Source organism: [Empedobacter] haloabium, assembly GCA_008011715.2.
In the GTDB taxonomy this organism is placed as follows: domain Bacteria; phylum Pseudomonadota; class Gammaproteobacteria; order Burkholderiales; family Burkholderiaceae_D; genus Rugamonas; species Rugamonas haloabia.
Genome location: CP136508.1, coordinates 3,825,663 through 3,841,426 on the forward strand (window position 1 = coordinate 3,825,663; position 15,764 = coordinate 3,841,426).

15 protein-coding genes and 1 pseudogene are annotated in these 15,764 nt (G+C 70.2%); 8 read left to right on the forward strand and 8 right to left on the reverse strand.

The annotated features are described in order from the left end of the window. Positions 1 to 33: 33 nt before the first annotated feature. The 6 genes from E7V67_016680 to E7V67_016705 all read left to right on the forward strand — a co-directional run bounded on the left by E7V67_016680 (position 34) and on the right by E7V67_016705 (position 6,187). On the forward strand, positions 34 to 963 hold the full coding sequence (locus E7V67_016680) for a PEP-CTERM sorting domain-containing protein (GenBank protein ID WUR11346.1): 930 nt from the start codon (positions 34 to 36) through the stop codon (positions 961 to 963). A gap of 71 nt (positions 964 to 1,034) precedes the next feature. Beyond that, complete coding sequence (locus tag E7V67_016685; GenBank protein WUR11347.1) at positions 1,035 to 2,675, forward strand: Na+/H+ antiporter; 1,641 nt, start codon at positions 1,035 to 1,037, stop codon at positions 2,673 to 2,675. After that, the gene (locus E7V67_016690; GenBank protein WUR11348.1) at positions 2,675 to 3,751 is read left to right on the forward strand and encodes a histidine kinase; all 1,077 of its coding nucleotides are present in this window, start codon (positions 2,675 to 2,677) and stop codon (positions 3,749 to 3,751) included. Before E7V67_016685 ends, E7V67_016690 begins: the two co-directional genes overlap by 1 nt. Further along, the gene (locus E7V67_016695; GenBank protein ID WUR11349.1) at positions 3,739 to 4,473 is read left to right on the forward strand and encodes a response regulator; all 735 of its coding nucleotides are present in this window, start codon (positions 3,739 to 3,741) and stop codon (positions 4,471 to 4,473) included. Before E7V67_016690 ends, E7V67_016695 begins: the two co-directional genes overlap by 13 nt. Next, entirely contained in the window at positions 4,470 to 4,868 is a 399-nt protein-coding gene (gene arfB / locus E7V67_016700) for an alternative ribosome rescue aminoacyl-tRNA hydrolase ArfB (protein WUR11350.1), read from the forward strand. The genes E7V67_016695 and arfB overlap by 4 nt, the downstream gene beginning before the upstream one ends. Before the next feature lie 101 nt (positions 4,869 to 4,969). Further along, on the forward strand, positions 4,970 to 6,187 hold the full coding sequence (locus tag E7V67_016705) for an acyltransferase family protein (protein WUR11351.1): 1,218 nt from the start codon (positions 4,970 to 4,972) through the stop codon (positions 6,185 to 6,187). 62 nt (positions 6,188 to 6,249) lie between these two features. Here E7V67_016705 and E7V67_016710 read toward each other — a convergent pair whose 3' ends face one another. Together E7V67_016710 and E7V67_016715 are read right to left on the reverse strand one after the other, a co-directional pair. After that, positions 6,250 to 7,179, reverse strand: coding sequence for a sensor domain-containing diguanylate cyclase (locus tag E7V67_016710; protein ID WUR11352.1), 930 nt, complete (start codon positions 7,177 to 7,179; stop codon positions 6,250 to 6,252). Between the two features lie 71 nt (positions 7,180 to 7,250). Then, a complete protein-coding gene (locus E7V67_016715) occupies positions 7,251 to 9,647 on the reverse strand; it encodes a penicillin acylase family protein (protein WUR11353.1) in 2,397 nt (798 codons plus the stop codon). Positions 9,648 to 9,799: 152 nt separating this feature from the next. On the opposite strand from E7V67_016715, the gene E7V67_016720 reads away from it, so the two are divergent. Further along, positions 9,800 to 10,366: a GAF domain-containing protein gene (locus E7V67_016720; protein WUR11354.1), complete on the forward strand. Its 567-nt coding sequence runs from the start codon at positions 9,800 to 9,802 to the stop codon at positions 10,364 to 10,366. 45 nt (positions 10,367 to 10,411) lie between these two features. Here E7V67_016720 and E7V67_016725 read toward each other — a convergent pair whose 3' ends face one another. Together E7V67_016725 and E7V67_016730 are read right to left on the reverse strand one after the other, a co-directional pair. Continuing rightward, positions 10,412 to 11,296: a pyridoxamine 5'-phosphate oxidase family protein gene (locus E7V67_016725; protein ID WUR11355.1), complete on the reverse strand. Its 885-nt coding sequence runs from the start codon at positions 11,294 to 11,296 to the stop codon at positions 10,412 to 10,414. A gap of 2 nt (positions 11,297 to 11,298) precedes the next feature. Beyond that, positions 11,299 to 11,907 (reverse strand): glutathione S-transferase, encoded by a 609-nt coding sequence (locus tag E7V67_016730; protein WUR11356.1) that lies wholly within the window; start codon positions 11,905 to 11,907, stop codon positions 11,299 to 11,301. A gap of 224 nt (positions 11,908 to 12,131) precedes the next feature. On the opposite strand from E7V67_016730, the gene E7V67_016735 reads away from it, so the two are divergent. Continuing rightward, positions 12,132 to 12,479: a PilZ domain-containing protein gene (locus E7V67_016735; protein WUR11357.1), complete on the forward strand. Its 348-nt coding sequence runs from the start codon at positions 12,132 to 12,134 to the stop codon at positions 12,477 to 12,479. Between the two features lie 15 nt (positions 12,480 to 12,494). Here the strand turns inward: E7V67_016735 and E7V67_016740 are convergent, their stop codons facing one another. The 4 genes and pseudogenes from E7V67_016740 to E7V67_016755 all read right to left on the reverse strand — a co-directional run bounded on the left by E7V67_016740 (position 12,495) and on the right by E7V67_016755 (position 15,705). Next, positions 12,495 to 12,935 (reverse strand): FKBP-type peptidyl-prolyl cis-trans isomerase, encoded by a 441-nt coding sequence (locus E7V67_016740; GenBank protein ID WUR11358.1) that lies wholly within the window; start codon positions 12,933 to 12,935, stop codon positions 12,495 to 12,497. 65 nt (positions 12,936 to 13,000) lie between these two features. Next, positions 13,001 to 13,921: an ATP-binding protein gene (locus E7V67_016745; protein ID WUR11359.1), complete on the reverse strand. Its 921-nt coding sequence runs from the start codon at positions 13,919 to 13,921 to the stop codon at positions 13,001 to 13,003. 46 nt (positions 13,922 to 13,967) lie between these two features. Then, positions 13,968 to 14,495, reverse strand: a pseudogene (locus E7V67_016750) (PAS domain-containing protein). A gap of 64 nt (positions 14,496 to 14,559) precedes the next feature. Beyond that, positions 14,560 to 15,705, reverse strand: a complete 1,146-nt coding sequence (locus E7V67_016755) for an esterase-like activity of phytase family protein (protein ID WUR11360.1) — start codon at positions 15,703 to 15,705, stop codon at positions 14,560 to 14,562. Positions 15,706 to 15,764 lie beyond the last annotated feature (59 nt).

Sequence of the window (15,764 nt, forward strand, 5' to 3'; positions counted from 1 at the left end):
GGCCGGCGCGGCACCTACCTGGGAGAGCAGAACATGATCCAACATATCCTCGTCGCCGCCACGGCGGCCGCCATCCTTGCCGGCGCCAGCATGCGCCCGGCGGCGGCCAGCACGTTCGCGACCGCCGTCCTCGATATCAGCAACTTCCGCCTGCTGCACAACAACGGCGATGTCTACCGCAATACCGATTTCTCGCGCCTGACCAGCGTCAACGACGCCCAGGCTACCGCTTCGCTCAACTCCCTGTTCGCCAACTCGTCCAGTTCCGGCCCGCGGCCGGACGTGATGCGCCAGTGTGTCGGCTCCTGCCTGACGTTCGCCGAGAACAGCTTCGGCCACGGCGGCACCAACGCATTGTTCGCCCTGTCCGGCAGCTTCGGTTTCGCCGACCAGCGCTTCCAGGGTTCCGGCATCTCGATCAACGGCGCGCCGGCCGGGGCACATGCGCAGACCCGGGCGGACGTGGCCACGTTGCGGAACAACCAGTCCGCCACCGGCAATTCCTCCGTGGGCAGCTCCAACACCATGGTGTTCACGCTGAACGGCAGCGACACGATGACGGTCGCGTTCGACGCCACGCCCTACGCGATGGCCTACCTGACCCCGGGCTCGCGCCCGGTCACCAGCGCGGCCGCGCGCATGTCCTGGAACATCAACATCGTCGACCTGAGGACCAGCCTCTCGGTGTTCTCGTTCGCGCCGGCTCAGATCAACGGCCTGGCCAGCGTCAGCCGCACCGACGGCATGGCGGGCCTGTCGTCGTTCAACGAAATCGGCAAGGTCTACTCCTACAGCATGACGACGCCGCAGTTGCTGGCCGGCCGCAGTTACCAGATCACCGTGCAGCAAAGCGCGCTCGCCATGGCGCTGCAGCAGGAGGAGGTGCCGGAGCCGGGGTCGCTGTCGATCGTCGCCGCCGGCCTGGTTGGGCTCGGTCTGCTGCGGCGCCACCGGTGCGGCTGACGGAGCGTTCACAGGCCAGGCGGCGCACCGCCTATAATCCCCCTGCTCTCAACACAAAACAGCAAGGCAGGATGGATTCGATCGAAATCGTATTGGCAATGCTGCTGGCCGTCGTGGCCAGCGCCTATCTCGTGCGCGTGCTGCCGCTGGCGGTGCCGCTGCCGCTGGTGCAGATCGGCCTCGGTGCCGTCATCGCCGGCTTCACCGGCCACGGCGTGCAGATGGATCCGGCCCTGTTCTTCCTGCTGTTCCTGCCGCCGCTCTTGTTCCTGGACGGCTGGCGTATCCCGAAAGGCGGCCTGTTTCGCGACAAGGCCGTGATCCTCGAGCTGGCGCTGGGTCTCGTCATCTTCACCGTGGTCGGCGCCGGCTTCCTGATCCACTGGCTGATCCCGGCCATGCCCTTGCCGGTCGCCTTTGCGCTGGCCGCCATTGTCTCGCCCACCGACCCCGTCGCGGTATCGTCGATCGCCTCGCGCGCGCCGATCCCGAAGCGGCTGATGCACATCCTGGAAGGCGAGTCGCTGCTGAACGACGCCAGTGGCCTGGTGTGCTTCCGCTTCGCCGTGGCCGCCGCGATGACGGGCGCCTTCTCGCTGACCCAGGCGTCGCTGACGTTCGTCTGGCTGGTGGCCGGCGGCATCGGCGCCGGCGTGCTGACGGTGCTGGCCATCACGTGGCTGCAGCGCCTGCTGTTCCGCCGCTTCGGCGAGCCGGCCGGTTCGCCCATCCTCGTCAACCTCTTGATGCCGTTCGGCGCCTACCTGGCCGCGGAACACCTGCACGCTTCCGGCATCCTGGCCGCGGTGGCGGCGGGCATCACGATGAGCTACGTGGAGCTGTCCGGCCAGGTCATGGCCAATACCCGCATCCAGCGCTCGGCCGTGTGGGACACGGTGCAGTTCGCGCTGAACGGCGTCATGTTCGTGCTGCTGGGCGAACAGCTGCCGGACATCATGGAAGGCGCCCGCGTCTCGCTCGACCAGAGCGGCCACGTCAACGCCTGGTGGCTGGTGCTGTATGCGTTCGCCATCTCGTTCGGCCTGATGACGTTGCGCTTCGTCTGGGTCTGGACCGCGCTGCGCATCACCCTGTACCGCAAAACGCGGCGCGGCGAACCGGTACGCCAGCCGCCGCTGCGGCTGCTGCTGGCGATGTCGCTGGCGGGCGTGCGCGGCGCCATCACGCTGGCCGGCGTGATGACCCTGCCCCTGACCCTGTCCAACGGCGCGCCCTTCCCGGCGCGCGACCTGACGATCTTCCTGGCCAGCACCGTCATCCTGATCTCGCTGGTCGCGGCCAGCATCGGCCTGCCGCGCCTGCTGGGCGGCCTGCACTTCCCGGAGGAGCCGGCCGAGCAGCAGGAAGAGGACCTGGCCCGGCGCGAGGCCGCCAGCGCGGCCATCGCCGCCGTCGAGCGCGCCCAGATGGAGCTGATGCACAAGGGCGACGAGTGCGACATGTATCCGGAAGCGGCAGGCCGCGTCATCGCGCTGTACCAGCACCGGCTCGACACCAGCGGTGCCGGCGACGACGAGGCGGCGGCGCGCTACCGCCAGCTGGACAGGGCGGAGCGGGCGCTGCGCCTGGCGGCCCTGCAGGCTGAGCGCCGCACCATCTTCAACCTGGCGCGCCACGAGCACATCTCCGACGAGATCTCGCGCAAGCTGGTGCGCGAGATCGACCTGGTCGAAGCCCGCCACAAGAACTGATGGACCAGGCCAGCAGCCCGCCCCGCCGTCTGCGCGCCCTGCTGGCCGCCGCGTGGGTGCTGTTCTGGCTCATGATGACGACGACCGCCGTGCAGGACTACCTGCGCGACGGCGGCCACGAATTGTGGAAACCGGTGCTGTGGGAGGGCTCGTCGCTGCTGGTCGCGACCGTGCTGCTGCTGGCGCAGCGCCGCCACACGCGCCGGCACGATGCGCTGGTCGCCCAGCCGCGGCGCTGGTTCCTGGTGCAGCTGCCCTGGCTGTTCGTGTTCTGGCTGGCCTTCGTGCCGCTGGCCTTCGGCATCCGCCACGGCATCTACGCGCTGGCGGGCCAGACATACACGCACGATCCCTGGCCGCAGACCTTCTTCTACGAGGACGTGCGCATCACGGTGTTCTTCTCGCTGTTCGTGCTGGTCACGTTCGGCCTGTTGTCCTGGCAGGCCATGATCGACGCCAGGCTGCGCGCCGAACGCACCGCCAATCTGCTGCGCGAAGCCCAGCTGCGCCAGCTGACGCAGCAGATGCAGCCGCACTTCCTGTTCAACGCCCTCAACACCGTATCTGCGCTGATGCACGAGGACGTGCAGCGCGCCGACGCGCTCCTGGTACGCCTGGCCGACATGCTGCGCGCCACGCTGGAGGGCGGCCAGCGCCAGCAGGTAGCGCTGGCCGACGAACTGCGCCTGCTGCACGGCTATTGCGAGCTGATGACGGCACGGCACGAGGAGCGCGTCACGCTGGCCTGGGACGTCGCGCCCGGCCTGGACGCCTGCCCGGTGCCGTTCATGTGCCTGCAGCCGCTGCTGGAAAACGTGTTCCGCCACACGGTGGAGCGGCGCCGCGGCACGGTCCATATCACGGTGTCGGTGCGGCGCGAAGGCGCCGGGCTGGTGCTGGCCGTGGCGGACGACACCGGCCGCCTGGACGACGGTGCGAGCGAGGGCGCCGGCATCGCGTTGGCCAACCTGCGCGAACGGCTGGCCGCCCTGCATGGCGCGGCAGCCGCGCTGACCTTGACCCAGCTGGCACCGGCCGGCGTGTGCGCCAGGATCGAACTGCCATGCGCGTCCTGATCGTCGACGACGAACGGCCGGCGCGCGCCCGCTTGCGCCAGCTGCTCGCGGCGCAAGCGGGCATCGCGGCGGTCGAGGAAGCGCGCGACGGCGTCGAGGCGCTGGCCGTGGCGGCGGTGTTCCGGCCGGACGTGGTGTTCCTGGACATCCAGATGCCCGAGGTGGACGGCCTGGAGGCGGCCGCCGCGCTGGCCGCGACCTTGCCGGGGCCGGCGCCGCTGATCGTCTTCGTCACGGCCTACGACAGCTACGCGCTGGCCGCGTTCGAGGCCAGCGCCGTCGATTACCTGCTCAAGCCGTGCGACGGCGCGCGCCTGGGCCGCACGCTGGCGCGCCTGCGCCAGCGCCTGCGCGAGCGCGCGGCGGCGGCGCCCGCCGGACTGGAACAATTGCTGGTCAGCGAACGGGGCACGACCCGGATCGTGCGCGCCGCCGACATCCTGTGGCTGGAGACGGCCGACAACTACGTCGTGCTGCACACGGCCCAGGGTGCCCCGCTGCTGCGTCATACGCTGGCCGCCCTGCTCGACGAGCTGGGCCCGGCCTTCAAACGCTGCCACCGGCGCGCGGCGGTGCGGCTGGACCGCGTCGAGCGCGTGGCGGCCAACGACAAGGGCGACGGCAGCGTGCTGCTGCAGGGTGGCGCGCAGGCTCCGCTGAGCCGGCAGTACCGGGCCGGCCTGCTGGCCGCGCTCGCGCCGGCGCGTACAATGCCGCCATGAGCACCGTCATCGACCCGGCCGACATCGAATTCACCGCCATCCGCGCCCAGGGGCCGGGCGGCCAGAACGTCAACAAGGTGTCGTGCGCCGTGCACGCCCGCTTCGACATCGTCGCTTCCAGCCTGCCGGAACCGGTCAAGACGCGCCTGCTGGCCCTGCGCGACAGCCGCATCACCGATGCCGGCGTGCTGGTCATCAAGGCGCAGGCCTCGCGCAGCCTGGAACAGAACAAGGAGGACGCGCTGCGGCGGCTGCAGGCGCTGGTCGACGCCGCCGCCGACGTGCCGCCGCCGCGCCGGCCGACCCGGCCGACGCGCGCCTCGCAGCGGCGCCGGCTCGACGCCAAGGCCCGCAGCGGCCAGGTCAAGGCGCTGCGCGGCAAGGTGCTCGACTAGCCGGGCCGCCCCGCCCGGCCCCCGGCCAGCCCCAACGCGCTGGCGGCGCATGACGCGGCTGCCTATGCTGGCGCCATCGACCACCACTTTCGGGCCCTGCCGTGCCGACCACTTCCGCCTCCCGCCTGTACTTCCTCGACTGGCTGCGCATCGCCGCATTCTTCCTGCTGATCCTGTACCACACGGGCATGTACTACGTGACGTGGGACTGGCATGTGAAAAGTCCCGCTGCGAGCGACGCCATCGAGCCGCTGATGCTGCTGTCGTCGCCCTGGCGCATGTCGCTGCTGTTCCTGATCAGCGGCGCAGCCTCCGGCTTCCTGCTGGCGAAGCTGGCCAACGGCCGCTTCCTGCGCGAGCGCAGCCGGCGCCTGCTGCTGCCGCTGCTGTTCGGCATGCTGGTGATCGTGCCGCCGCAGCCCTTCTGCGAAGTCATCGAGAAACTGGGCTATGCCGGCAGCTACCCCGATTTCATGCGCCTGTACGTGACGGGCTACCACGGCTTCTGCCGCGGCGACGACTGCCTCGACCTGCCCACCTGGAACCACCTGTGGTTCGTCGCCTACCTGTGGGCCTACACGGTCTTGCTGGCACTGCTCGCGACCGTGGCGGGCGCTGCGCGCCTGGCGCGCGCCGGCGAACGCCTGGCCGCGGCGCTGACGGGCTGGCGCGCGCTCGTGCTGCCGGCCGCCTATCTGGCGCTGGCCCGGGTCGCGTTGAAACCGTATTTCGAGGAGACCCATGCGCTGGTGGACGACTGGTACAACCATGCGGTCTACCTGCCGCTGTTCCTGGCCGGTGTGCTGCTGGCGCGGCAGGCACGCTTCTGGGCCGCGCTGGAGCGGCTGCGCTGGCCCGCGCTGGCCGTCGCGGCGGCCGGCTGGGCGCTGCTGATCTGCCTGTATTCGCTACCCAATGCGGGCCAGCCCGACCTGGCGCTGCGCATCGTGGCGGCCTGTGTTCGCAGCCCGTTCCAGTGGTGCGCCATCGTGGCCCTGTGCGGCTTCGCGCGGCGCCACCTGAATGCCGACGGCGCGGCGCGGCGCTACCTGACCGAGGCGGTGTTCCCCGTGTATATCGTGCACCAGACCCTGATCGTGGGCATGGCGATGCTGCTCAAGCCGCTGCGCATCGCACCCGCGACCGAGGGCGCGATCCTGGTGGTGCTGACGTGTGCGTTCAGCTTCGCGATTTTCGAGGTGGCGCGGCGGGTGTCGGGGGTGCGGGCATTGTTTGGTGTCGGAATGCGCGAGGCTACGGGGTCTGTCCCCGCACGGGGACTGACCCCGAAGTTTGGCGAAAGCCGCCACAGCGCTTGACCACTTCGGGGTCAGTCCCGAAGGGACAGACCCCAAGCCCGCAGCGCCGCAGCCACGCCTCTTTAATTGAGCACCTTGCGGCTGCGCTTGGCCCGGTACATCTCCGCATCGGCCATCGCGAAGGCTTCCTCCAGGTCGTAGCCGGCCTTGCGCATCGCCATGCCCAGCGAGGCGCGCACGTCGGCGCCTGCCAGCGCTTCCTGCACCCGCAGCAGCATGGCCTGGGCGTCGAAGTAGTCGCATTCGACCATCAGCATGCCGAATTCGTCTTCGCCCAGGCGCGCCACCACGTCCGAGCCGCGCGTGACGCCTTCCAGCGCGCGCGCCGTGCGCATCAGCAGCGCGTCGCCCGAGGCGCTGCCCTGGGCGTCGTTGATGAACTTGAGGTCGTCCAGGTCGATCGACACCACGCAGGCCGAGTGGCCGTAGCGGCTGCAGCGCTCTTCCTCGCGCTGCAGCAGCATGTCCCAGCCACGGCGGTTGTACAGGCCGGTCAGGCCGTCGCGGGTGGCATCGGCGCCCACGCGCTCGGCCTGGCGCACGGCGTCGCCGGCGTTCAGTTCCGCGTTCAGCACGGCCCCCAGCAGGTCCGCCAGCAGGGTCACGGTATCGAGCTCCTCGCGGATCTCCTTGTCGCGCGGTTGCGGGTCCAGCCCCACCAGGGTGCCGAACAGCGAACCGTCGGTGCGGTGCAGCGGTACGCCTACGTAGGCGCCGATGCCCAGCTGGCGCGCCAGCGGCGCGTCCGCATAGGCCGCCACCTCCGCGGTGGCGGGCGCGATATTGGGGCCATGGCCCAGCACCATGCGCGAGCAGATGGTATCGGTCCAGCGGAACGCCTGGCCGGCCTTGATGCCGTAGCCGGCGTCGTCCGCGAACAGGACGATCCAGTCGTCGCCCTCCGTGCGCGTCACCATCCAGAGCTTGAAGCCCAACCGGTGGCGCAGATAGGACATCGTGGCCTGGGCCGCCGTGGCGAAATCGTTGATCATGCCTGCCTCTCCCGTCGTTACGACTATGCCTGGCAATTATGCACCCATTTGGGCGACGGACGGGGCACGGATCACGGCATGAAAGCCAGCGTGTGCTCGACAGGGCCGGGCAACAGGGGCGTGGGCGTGCCGTTGACCCAGTCCGCATGGCCGGCCAGGAAGAACGGCGACAGCGGATGACCGCTCTGGCCACCCGGCATATTGAACACGCCGCGCTCTTCCTTGCCCGGCGAGACCGTCAGGCGTTCGGACTGGCCATAGGTGCGGCCGGCCACGCGCGGCATGTGGTTGTCCCCGGGCAGCGCATCGGCCGGAGTACTCAGCCATTGGCGCAGCGCCGGCACGGCCCCGGCGATCGGATGGGCGATGGCGGCCCGGTTGCGCGCGCCCCAGGTGGCATCGCGCAGCGCCGTGCCGTCCGCCTCCAGCGCGGCCACGGTACGGTCCAGCGCCGCCAGCTGCAGCGCGCGCCAGCTCGCATACTGGCGCGGCAGCCAGCCGGCCGGCTGCTCGTCCAGCAGACGCGCCACCACCTCCGGCCAGCGCCGTTCGGCGGCCGACGCGCCGGCGCCGCCGGCCAGTTCCTGCATGCGCACATTGGCGCCGCCATACAGCAGCTCGTACAGCGACCACATGAAGCCACGCGCGAGGCGGTAGCCGGCCGAGTCGGGACTGGCGCGGCCGCTCCAGTTCTCGCGCAGCAGGCGTGCCGCCTCCGCCCGTTTCGGCTGGCCCGCCAGCGCGGCCTGGTCCAGCACGGCGAGCGCACGCTCGCGCCAGCCGGCCATGAACAGCGCGCGGTCGTCCAGCATGACGCCATAGACGGCCCGTTCGTCCGTGCGCGGCCCCAGCGCCGCCAGTGCGTCGCGCGCCTGGCGCGTGCGCGCGCCCAGGTCGAAGCCGCCGTCGCCGATCAGCGCGGCGCCCGGCCCCGCCAACTGGCGGCTGTTGGCCGTGACCAGCTGGCCGCCGGGCGGATTGATCACGCGCGGATACTCGGGTGGCGTCAGCCAGCCGCGCCAGGATGCGGCGCCGTCGGCCAGCGGGACCGTGGCGTCGCCCGCGTCGGCGCGGCGCGGCAGCGGCCCGGCGATGGTCCAGCCGATATTGCCGGCGGCATCGCCGGCCACGAAGTTCTGCGCCGGGATGCCGGCGGTGGCGGCAATCGCCAGCGCTTCGTCCAGCGTATTGGCCCCTTCCAGGCGGCGCAAATTGACGTTGACCAGCGCCGTCTCGTGGGCGATCCAGTGCACCGCGTAGGTGCGCCCGCCCGCCTCCATCAACGGTCCCAGCGAGGTGTCGCGCACCTTCAGCGTCTCGGCCGGCGCATCCTTGACCAGGATGGTTTCGGCGTGTTCGGTGATCTTCTCCCACTGGCCGTCCAGGCGGACCTGGCCGGGATGGGCGGCGTCCAGCTGCGCCGCCACCAGGTCCTGGTAGTCGCCATAGCTGTTGGTGAACGACCAGGCCACGTGGCCGTTGCTGCCGACGATGATGAACGGTGCGCCCGGCAGGCTGACACCCACGAGGCGACGGGTGCTGCCGTTGCCGTCCGGGACCTGCAACTGCGCGCGGTACCAGGTGTTGGGCAGCTTGATCCCCAGGTGCATGTCGTCCGAGACGATGGCGCCGCCGCCCTGGCTGCGGCCACCGGCCACGGCCCAGTTGTTGCTGCCGATCGAAGACATCATGTCGTCCAGCGCCAGCAGCGCCGGATCGGCCGGCGCGGCCTGCCCCCACCAGGCCGGCGCCCGTTCCGGCAGCGGCGCCTTGGCCACGGCGATGTCGGCGGCATCGAGCGGCGCATCCCAGCGGCTCGCCGTCGGCAGCAGGAACGCCAGTTGCGCCGCATCGGTGTTCTCGCGCAGCCAACCGCGCGACAGCTCGCGCGCGGTCGCATTGCCCTGCAGGTCCAGGTACATGGCGAAGATCGCCAGCAGCGTGTCATGGGCCGACCAGGCGCGCGGCTGCATGCGCAGCAGGCCGTATTCGAAAGGCCGCGTGCCCAGCGCATTCAGGCCGTCGTTGACACCGGCCGTGTAGCGCTCCAGCAGCTGGCGCTCCGGCGCCGGCAGGTTCAGGAAGGCGCTGGCGGCACGGGCGCGGAAGCGGTGCAGCCGGTTTGCGCGGTCCAGCGGCAGCGCCTTGGGGCCGAACAGTTCCGCCAGTTCGCCGGCCGCCACCCGGCGCAGCAGGTCCATCTGGAAGAAGCGGTCCTGCGCGTGCACGAAGCCGGTGGCATAGGCCACGTCCTCGCGGTGGTTGCCGGCGATCGAGGGCACGCCGCGCGCGTCGCGCGTGACGCTGACGGCGCCGTGCAGGCCAGGGACAGTGCGGCGGCCGTCCAGCAGCGGCAGGCTGCCGCGCAGGAAGTACCATGCCGTCAGGAAGACCAGCGCCAGCAGCAGCGCCAAGCCGATCACGATCCGCTTGGCCCAGCGGCGCGCGTTACCCCCGGCGTTCCCCATCCCCCATCTCCGCATTGTTGACATGCGGCGCATCTTGCCAGAAATCCAACGGGAGCGGAGCAAAAAAAGTGTAAGCTGGCGCGCCCGAGATGCCTGGAGTAAAGTACCATCATCCACGATCAACCGCGGCCGGCGCGCCGCCCGTGACTTTCATGCTGACACCCTCGCTCCCGGACAACGAAGGCGCCCGCCTGGCCGCGCTGCACACCCTGCTGTTGCTGGACACCCCGCCGGAACAGCGCTTCAACCAGATCGTCGAATTCGCCGCGCGCGAGTACCGCGTTCCGATCGCCCTGATCACCCTGCTCGATGCCGACCGCCAGTGGTTCAAGGCCAGCGTGGGCATGGGGGGCACCTGCCAGACCAGCCGCGACATCTCGTTCTGCGGCCACACGATCCTGCGCAGCGAGATCATGGTGGTACCGGATGCGAAGGCGGACCCGCGCTTCCACGACAACCCGCTGGTGGACGGTCCGCCGCACATCCGCTTCTACGCCGGCGCGCCCCTGATCCTGTCGTCCGGCTACGCGCTGGGCAGCCTGTGCATCATCGACACCCGGCCGCGCGATCCCGCCACGCTGGACTTGTCGATGCTGGCCATGCTGCGCCACCTGGTGATGCGCCAGCTCGAACCGCTGGCCGCCGCCGGCGACGTCGAGGCGGCGCTGGCCAGGCGCGTTTACACCGGCTCCGCGCCCGACCAGTCCCGCGACAGCTGAGGCCGTGTCTCACGGCGGGGTCAGTCACCAAAACGGGACACGGCCTCAGCGGGTCACCCAGCGCAGCGGCAGCGCCCCGCCGCGCCAGACGATGCGCCGCGGCGTGAAGCGCCACAGCCGCTCGGCGCCCGGCAGCGCGGCATCGTCCAGGATCACTTGCGCGTCGCCGCTCAGCTGCAGCAGGTCGCCGCGCGCGAAGTCGACGAAGACCAGTCCCGCGCGGCCGTTCAGCAGCAGGTTGCCCAGGGTGTTGAAGAAGCGGTTGCCCGGATAGTCCGGCACCGTCAGCGTGCCGTCCGCCGCCACCTGTACGAAGCCGGGCGCGCCGCCCCGGTGCGACACGTCCACGCGCCGGCCCGCCGCGGTGTCGGCATAGCTGGCCACGAACAGCGTGGCCGCCGCCCCGATCAGGTCCCGTTCGCGCGCGCCCAGCCCGCCCAGCTCCCGCGCCGGTGCCGGGTCGGCGGGTGTCGCCACCCAATCGCGCACCGTTATATATTGGGGACAGTTGCCGAACGATTCCGCCACGTCCAGCTCGAAGCCGCCTGCCACCGCGCGCAGCGTGCCGTTGACGCGGTTGCGCCGGCGCGTGTGCAGCTCGATGCCCAGCAGGCCGACGGCGGCGCCGTCGCGGATGCCGGCCTGCGCCGGATCGTCCGCCTCGGCCGCCAGCGCGATCCGCAGGATGCGCGGCTCGGGCGACACCAGGAAGCCGGGCGCGCCGGCGCGCAACGTGGCCCAGGCGTCGCCGGCCGCGTCCACGCTGCCCGCCACCACGAACGGCAGCTGGGCGAAGAAGTCGCGGTGCTGGTCCGGCATGTAGGGTCGCACGACCTTGCGCCCCACTTCGTCCATGCGCTGTTCCAGCCCGACGCTGCGCTGCAGCGCGCGCTCGCCGTCGTGCCACGGCGATGGCAGGGTGCCGTCCATGGCTAGGCCGCCAGCCCGACGGGCGTACTGGCGAACGGCGCGAAGCCCGGCAGCGCTTCCACCCGCGCCAGCCAGGCGCGCACGTTCGGGTACGGCGCCAGGTCGACATTGCCTTCGGGCGCGCGGGCCGCATAGCTGTACAGCGAGATGTCGGCGATCGTCGGCGTCTCCAGCGCCAGCCACGCGCGCCCCTCCAGCTGCGCCTCCATCAGCGCCAGGATGCGGTGGGCGCGCGCCACCAGCGGCGCCATGTCGTCGCCACGGCCGAACAGCTGGACGATGCGCGCGGCGGCCATGCCGAACGCCACCTCGCCCGCGGCCACGGACAGCCAGCGCTGCACCGCCGCTTCCTGCAACGGCGTGGCCGGCAACCACTGCGGCGCATAGCGGCGGGCGAGATATACCAGGATCGCGTTCGAGTCGGCGATCACGTGGCCGCCGTCCTGCAGGACCGGGATCTGGCCGAACGGGTTGAGCGCCAGGAACGGCGCCCCTTTCTGCTCGGCACGCGTCAGGTCCACGTGCACCAGCTCGTGCGGCAGGTTCAGGATGGACAGGAAGTTGTGCACGCGATGCGCGTGGCCTGAGATCGGATGGTAGTGCAGTTTCATGGCAGCTCCTCGTTGGTGGACGGTGCAGCCATTGTCGGCAAATCGCACAGCGAACGGAATCTACACCGTCGGCAATTCATTCTTCCGATGGACGCAATAATGGCCGGATATCATGACGGTAATGTTGGCACTATCTAGAGGAGTTGCACTAGCGCAATACAACACTGTCCAGGACGAACGTACGCTACCATCGGCTCCTGTCACCACCTACCCATGACGGCACCATGGCCCTGCCCCAACCATCCCGAGACGATCGCCAGGCCGAGCGGCGCATCGTGCGCGTACGAGCGGCTGTCACGGTCGCCGGTTCCGATGTCGTGTACGCCGTTCGCACCGAGAACGCCAGTTGCGAAGGCCTGGCGATCCGCATGCCGCACGCGCTGCCCGTGCGGACGAAACTCGACGTCCACTTCGCCGTCTTTGCCGACCACCGCCAGGTCGCCATCACGGCCAGCGGCGTGGTCGTGCACACGCTGCTGAGCGGCGATTCATGGCTGACGGGCCTGTCGATCACGGCGATTCCGGATGACCAGCGCAGGTTCCTGGCGGAGTATTGCGCCGGGCGGCGCTAGGAAAAACGCCGGGGCTTACTTCACGTCGAGCAGCTCGACCTCGAAAATCAGGTTGGCGTTGGGCGGAATCGGTCCGGCGCCGCTGGCGCCGTAACCCATCGCCGCCGGCACGATCAGCGTGCGCTTGCCGCCCACCTTCATGCCCTGCACGCCTTCGTCCCAACCCTGGATGACCTGGCCGGCGCCCAGCCGGAAGCTGAACGGGTCGCGCCCGCGCGACGAATCGAACTGCGCGCCGTGCTGCAGGTCGGCGTTGGGCGCGTACAGCCAGCCCGTGTAATGGACCACGGCCGTGCTGCCGGCGAGCGCTTCCTTGCCGGTGCCCGGCACGGTATCGATTTTCTGCAGCGCGACCGGGGTCGCGTCGGCCGGCTTCGGCGCCTCGGCGCGATTGCAGCCGGCCAGCGCCAGGGTCAGGCCCAGGCCGAGCAGACAGCTGGAGATCAGTTTTTTCATCTGGTTCCTTTAGTGAGTTCAATGCCGCCGCAGCATACAGGGCGCGCGGCCACCTGCCAATGGCGCTATGCCGAGGGCGCTCGCAGCGGCACGCGCAGCGTGAAGACGCTGCCCTCCCCGACCGCGCTGCGCACGCTGATGCCACCGCCGATCAGTGCCGCCAGCCGTTCGCTCAGGTGCAAGCCCAGGCCCGTGCCTTCGAACTGGCGGGTGGTGCCCTGGTCGAGCTGGGTGAAGGGGCGGAACAGCAGCGCCAGCTGGTCCGGCGCGATGCCGATGCCGGTATCGACGACGTCGATGACGATGGCTTCGTCCGGCACGCGCTCGACGTGTGCCTCCAGCCGCACGCTGCCCCGCTCCGTGAACTTGATGGCGTTGTTCAGCAGGTTGATGACGATCTGCTGCACGGCGCGCCGGTCCGTGCTGACGGCGATCGGCCGCGCCGGCAAGCGCACCTCCAGCGCCAACCCCTTCTGCCGGGCCAGCGGCGCGAACATCGCGGCCACGCTGTCGAGCAGGGCGCGGCAGTCGAACGACTCGTGGTTCAGGTCCACCTTGCCGGAGGCGATCTTGGTGATGTCGAGGATATCGTTGATCAGCGACAGCAGGTGGCGCGCGCTGGACTGGATCGTGCGCAGCTGGTGCGCCTGCTCGTCGTTGACGGGGCCGGGCAGCTGCATCAGCAAGGTGCCGGTAAAACCGATGATGGCGTTCAGCGGCGTGCGCAGCTCGTGCGACATGCTGGACAGGAACTGGTCCTTGGCCAGGCTGGCGGCCGCCAGCTCGGCGTTCTTCTCCTGCAGCGCCAGCTCGATGCGCTTGCGCTCGCCGATGTCGCGGATCGCGCTCATCACCAGTACCTCGTCCTCGACCGGCACCGGCGACAGGCTGATCTCGACCGGAAACTCGGCGCCGTTCGCGCGCAGGCCATACAGTTCGCGGCCGAAGCCCATCGGCCGCACCTTCGGTTCCAGGGCATAGGCCACGCGCTGCGCGACGTTGCGGGCCGCGGTAGCGCTCCGGCATCAACAGTTCCAGCGGTTGCCCGCGCAGCGCGCCGTGCGGATAGCCGAACAAGTCCTCGGCCTGGCGGTTGGCCAGCACGATGCGCCCGGCCGCATTGGCCATCACGATCGCGTCGGGCAGCAGCTCGACCAAGGCGCCGAAGCGTGCGGCCGCCATCGCGCCGTCGCGCGCCACCTTCAGTCCCGTCACGTCCTTCTTGCTCCACAGGACGTAACGCACGACGCCATCGGCATCGGCAATGGCCTTGCTGGAGCTGTCGATGTACAGCAGCGCGCCGTTCTTGGCGCGGCGCATCGATTCGTAGTTGGCCGCGCCCTGCTCCAGGGTCGCGCGCAGGATGGCCAGCTCCGCCTCCAGCATCCCGGGCGGTACGATCAGCTGCGCCAGCGTGGCGCCCAGCGCCTCCGCCGCCGTATAGCCGAACACCGCCTCGGCGCCGCGCGTCCAGTGCAGCACGACCCCGTCCGGCGCCGTGACGATCAGCGCGTCCGGCGTTTCATCGAGGATCAGTTGGCTGAAATCGGTAGTGCTCATCGGGTGCCACCTCGCTAGCAGACCCGGACAGCTTACCGCGCCAGGCGCGGCGCTGGCGCCCTGCTTAGCGGGGCAGCACCTCGAACAGCAGCAGCTGCGTGACCTGGGTGGCGCTGAAATTGTCGTCCGAGACCAGCACCAGCGACGCGTGGCCGTTGGCCAGACGCGGCCCCCAGGACAGGCCTTCGATATTGTCGACGCGGGGCAACACCAGCGTATCGAGATCCAGCACCAGGCGCTTGCGCGCCGGCCGCAGCACGGCGCCGGCCAGCGCCGGCAGCGCGGCCACGTCGGTGGCGCCCGTGACAATGGTCTCGTAGAGCCGGATATGGTTGCGGAAAACGCCATCCGCGCCCTGCACCGCGGCGCGTTCCAGCACCAGGAGCGTGTCGGCGCCGGCGGCCAGCACCTCGGCGATGCCGGTCTCCGCCGCCTTGCCCGGCCCCGGCGCGGCCGGAATCGGATCGGCCGGATAAGCGATCTGGCGCAGCACCTTGCCGCTGCGGTCCAGTTGCGTGATGCGGCACAGCGCGCCCGCGCCCACCGTCGGCACCGGCCCGTCCTGGTGCAGCGGCGCTTCCAGCGCGATCCACAGGCTGTCGCCATCGGGCGTGAACGACAGGCTTTCCAGGTTCAGGTTATTGCGTGCGCCGGTCTTGCCGTCGCGCGAGATACGCAGCAACGGCGGCAGCGGCAGCTCGCCCAGCAGGCTGCCGTCGGCGCGCGCGTGGCGCACCAGCGGATCGAGGCCGAAGCGGCCGTCGCCTTCGCTGGTATACCAGATGGTGCCGTCACGCGGGTCGACGCGAATCGATTCCAGGTCCAGCACGATGCCGCCATCGGTGGCGAAATGGCCGACGTCCGGATGCGGGCTGCCGTCGGCCTGGCGCAGCACGCGCACGCCGGTCAGCTGCACCGGGCCCAGTGTGCTGGCGTTCACCGCCAGGCGCGCCGTGTAGAAGCGCGCCGGCTGCAGGTTCGAGCGGTCGTCGCTGACGATGAACCACTGGTCGCGCACGGGATCGTAATCGATGCCGGACAGGCCACCCACGCTGGTGCCTTCGAACGGCAGCTTGTAGGCGATGCGCTGTTCGCCGATAAAGCGCAGCGTGCCGACCGCCTGGTCACTCCCGCCGCCATTGGGCGTGGCGCAGCCGCACAACAGGCCGGCCAGGCCGAGGGCGGCCGCCAGCATGCTCAAACTCTTCATCTTGACCCGTTTATATTCCGCAGACGCGGCATTATGCACGATGCCAGGCACGCCGCCTG